Consider the following 3,479-nt stretch of genomic DNA (forward strand, 5'->3'; position numbering starts at 1 on the left):
CTGGTAAAGTTCTTTTGCTCCTCAGCCAGCAGTTTGATTAACTTACCGACGAGATCTGGTGATGCCCCTGCTGCTTCCTCATTGGTCATCAGTCAGCCTCACTTAAACGTCGAAACAACAAATCCTGCAGCCGTTTCATTTCTGCTTGATTAGGGCTTTCGTCACGAGTCATCAAGTAAATCGTGTTCAATAGCTGGTCGGTTGCCCGGTCTGCCTTGTTGCCCTTGTCTAAAAACTGACCAATGAGGTCTGTCAGATGCGCTTCGGTCTTCGTCCAACCGCTTTGATCTGCATTGTCGAAGTGCGATCGCACAATAGGCAACAACGATTCTACTGTGGGATTTGGCATCCTTACCCGTAGACATCGACGGTAGAACGCTGGGGGAAAATCTCGTTCCCCATTGCTAGTCATGATGACAATGGGGAACTCACAGCATTTCACCCGCCCATTGATAATGGTGACTTCTATATCCTTATCGGCAGTCCGCACCGTAACGGTAGCATTAGGGTCAACCACATCTCCCCGACGACGTTTACGACGCACCAACTCCGGAATCTCAAATTCCCCTTCTTCAAATAAGTTCAGCAGATCGTTGGGCAGGTTCAAATCGCTCTTGTCAATCTCGTCGATAAGCAACACCCGTGGGAACAGAGAGGGCAAAAAGGCAGTGCCTACAGGTTCAAGCCGAATGTAGTCCCCCAGATCGCCTTCTTCTTTAGACTCTGGCTTTTCTTTGGATGTTGTTTCATTGTCACCGTCATCACCGCTACGGGTTTTGTCAAGCTGGGCATCTTGTAAACGGGCGATCGCGTCGTAGCGGTACTCCGCATCTACCAAATTTGCCCGTGCTGTGATCGGCCAAGTCAGCACTGGACCCAATTGCAGTTCATGGGCGATCGCGTAAGCTAGGGAAGTTTTACCTGCCCCTGGTGCTCCCGTCACCAACAGCGGTCGTCGCAGATGAATGGCAGCATTCACCGCATCCACAATTTCTGAATATCCACTCTTGTCAAGCTGCACTCGAAAGCTCTTGCCTCGCTGAATCGATCGGAAATCTTTTCTAGCGAGGTCCCTCAGTTGTTTCCAGTACTGCTTATCCTTAGTCTCATCTACCTCATCTCTTGAAAGAAACTGCCGCCAAGGGGGACGCTCAGGTAACTTGGTCAGCCCCTCAGGCTGATCTTCATTGCAATTTCCGTTAAAGTATTTCCAAGACATGGCAGTAAGGAAGGGGCTAGGAGGCAACGAGCAGGTCTTCTTCTTGGTTAGGATCAGGCAGCTTGGGCAGGCGATCGGGTCGATCACACAAAAGTCTAATATGTTTAGCCGACACAGACTCTATTCGTCGCTTTCGCCATTGTCTGGCAAGGTCAGCAAAGTTAGTCAGATCGCACTGCTTCAGCAGGGTGTCGAATTCAGTTTTGAGCGTATTGGCATCTATCTCTGTAACCTCAGATGCCCATATAGCAATAGGGACGGCCGCATCAATGATGTCTTCAAGCAATTCTCTCCGTTTGACAGAGTCGGTTGGTAATTTAGCTATCAACTTGAGCCCCGGTGCATCTGAATCCTTGAGGAGAGCAAGCAAATCTCCCTTTTTCTCCGGCCATTTTGTTTGTACATGAAATTTATCGCAGGCATTCTTTGCTGCGATACAGGCTTCAAGTAGTTGCCACTTGCGTTTGAGAGCCTTTTGAATTTTGGGCTCGCGGATGCGCTCCGACGATCGCACCAAAAACCTGCGGTGTGTTCCCAACTCAACCGTATTTCCCCACTTATCCTTTACATTCCAGGTGTCTGCAATATCTTCCTCTAACTGCTTGCGTGGCAAAAACAACTCTAAGATCACTTCCTCCTCCTCACACTGAAGGATCTCTGGAGTTTCTTCTGCCTGACTGATCCACTGCAATATTTGATCCGCAACTTGATCAATGCCACAAGTTGTGGGTCTTGCCCCAAACCGAACAGGTTTTTCTACGCCTGTGATGTGTAATTCAGGATAAACATTCACATCGCCGCCGATCTCCTCAAGGGCAACCAACAAGTACGCATGACAAGCCGTTGTTTTGATGGGTTCAGCAGGTTTGAGAGAGACATTGTATTGCTGTGAGATGCGATCGCGCCATTGTTCCAGTGCACTTAGATCCCGGTCTTTGCCTTCACTGGAGCGCTGTAACTCTGCAATGACAGATTCTACAAACCGAACTGTAAGAGTTGGGCTGTCATAGACTGCTAATAGTTCTTGAACGAGAACAGGATCATTCAAAGAAGGGCGGTCAGGTCGGATTTCTTCAAAACTTTGATTGTATACAGCCTTAAACGCATAACGAAACGCGATTTGTACATAGGGAGAGTCATAAGAGGTGAAATTAACGAATAAACTTACCCAATCTTCTTCTTGCAGGTAAGGGCTTCGGCTTACCAACGGCTGTTGCTGTAATTGGGCAATAACAGGATGAGTCGGTCGAGCACGCACGAAGGCTTCTAGAACTTGATCTCTATCACATTTCTGAAGCACTTGAAAAGTCACCCTGTCTAGGGTAGTCTTTTCAGAGATATTTGCAATATTCACATCAAGTTCTTCTGCAAGAAATATTTCAAGATCCTCATACTCTCGGTAAACATCCTGCAATGCCAACCGAAATGTTTTGAGTTTGCTTCTATCCCAATTGATCGCCACAGCTTATTTTTCTAGAGGAATCACAAAGGCAACAGCAGTCGTATAGGTTACTAGCAAGAGCGACCCATACAGTGGTTTATAAAACGCCAACTCGGCAAAGGGTCCACCCGTTGCAACGACCCAAACAAGAAAGGCTCCACAGGAAATCCAAATCTGAGTCCATGCCGTTGGCTTACCAGGTTCGTTCGTTCTTCGCCGCGTCCACCCGAACGTGAAAATTAACCCGATAACGAAAAAGAGCCACAGCAGTCCTATTCTGGGGACATCATCACCAGCACTCTGAATCATGCCACTGACTGCCAGCCAGAACCCGACCGCCTCAGTCGGAATATATTTTCTCAAGCGATCTGGATAATCGTCTGGGGGAACATTGGGTTCAGCACCTGACTGAAACTGTTCAGAAACAATACGAAGCCCCACTTCTACGTATCCTCCTCGACTACAAAACTGACGAAATTTGCGAGTAGATTGCACTAAACAGGATTCCCTCACGCACGCTGCCAAAGCTAGTCGCCATCTCCTTGTGATGTAACGCTACAAGCTTCCAATCATTATCAAAGCATGGCGCACCACTCGATCCGCGCTTGGTAGGATTGACATACAGCACTAACCCTCTTGCCTCACGGGTTTTCACTACGCCGTTATTACTAAGAGACACTTTCATTGCGTCCCCTTCCGGATGTTGCAAAATGTTGAGGGGCGCTCTCGGTTCAAGCTGCGATGAGGCATTGTATGAAACAGGCTCCGTTGCTAAATCTTCATCAGGATTGAGACGCAGCAAAGCGTAATCAAGCTCAT

4 protein-coding genes are annotated in these 3,479 nt (G+C 48.0%); all 4 read right to left on the reverse strand.

What is annotated here, in order from left to right:
* Positions 1 to 88: 88 nt before the first annotated feature.
* A complete protein-coding gene (locus H6F93_RS00785) occupies positions 89 to 1,219 on the reverse strand; it encodes an AAA family ATPase (RefSeq protein ID WP_190678312.1) in 1,131 nt (376 codons plus the stop codon).
* 16 nt (positions 1,220 to 1,235) lie between these two features.
* A complete protein-coding gene (locus H6F93_RS34945; RefSeq protein WP_190678313.1) occupies positions 1,236 to 2,681 on the reverse strand; it encodes a VMAP-C domain-containing protein in 1,446 nt (481 codons plus the stop codon).
* 3 nt (positions 2,682 to 2,684) lie between these two features.
* Complete coding sequence (locus H6F93_RS00795; protein ID WP_190678315.1) at positions 2,685 to 3,101, reverse strand: hypothetical protein; 417 nt, start codon at positions 3,099 to 3,101, stop codon at positions 2,685 to 2,687.
* Positions 3,102 to 3,120: 19 nt separating this feature from the next.
* Positions 3,121 to 3,479: trypsin-like serine peptidase (locus H6F93_RS00800; protein WP_190678317.1), on the reverse strand; the 359-nt coding region annotated here is incomplete at its 5' end.

The sequence above is a fragment of the Leptolyngbya sp. FACHB-671 genome, from assembly GCF_014695745.1.
GTDB lineage: Bacteria > Cyanobacteriota > Cyanobacteriia > Elainellales > Elainellaceae > JAAUTN01.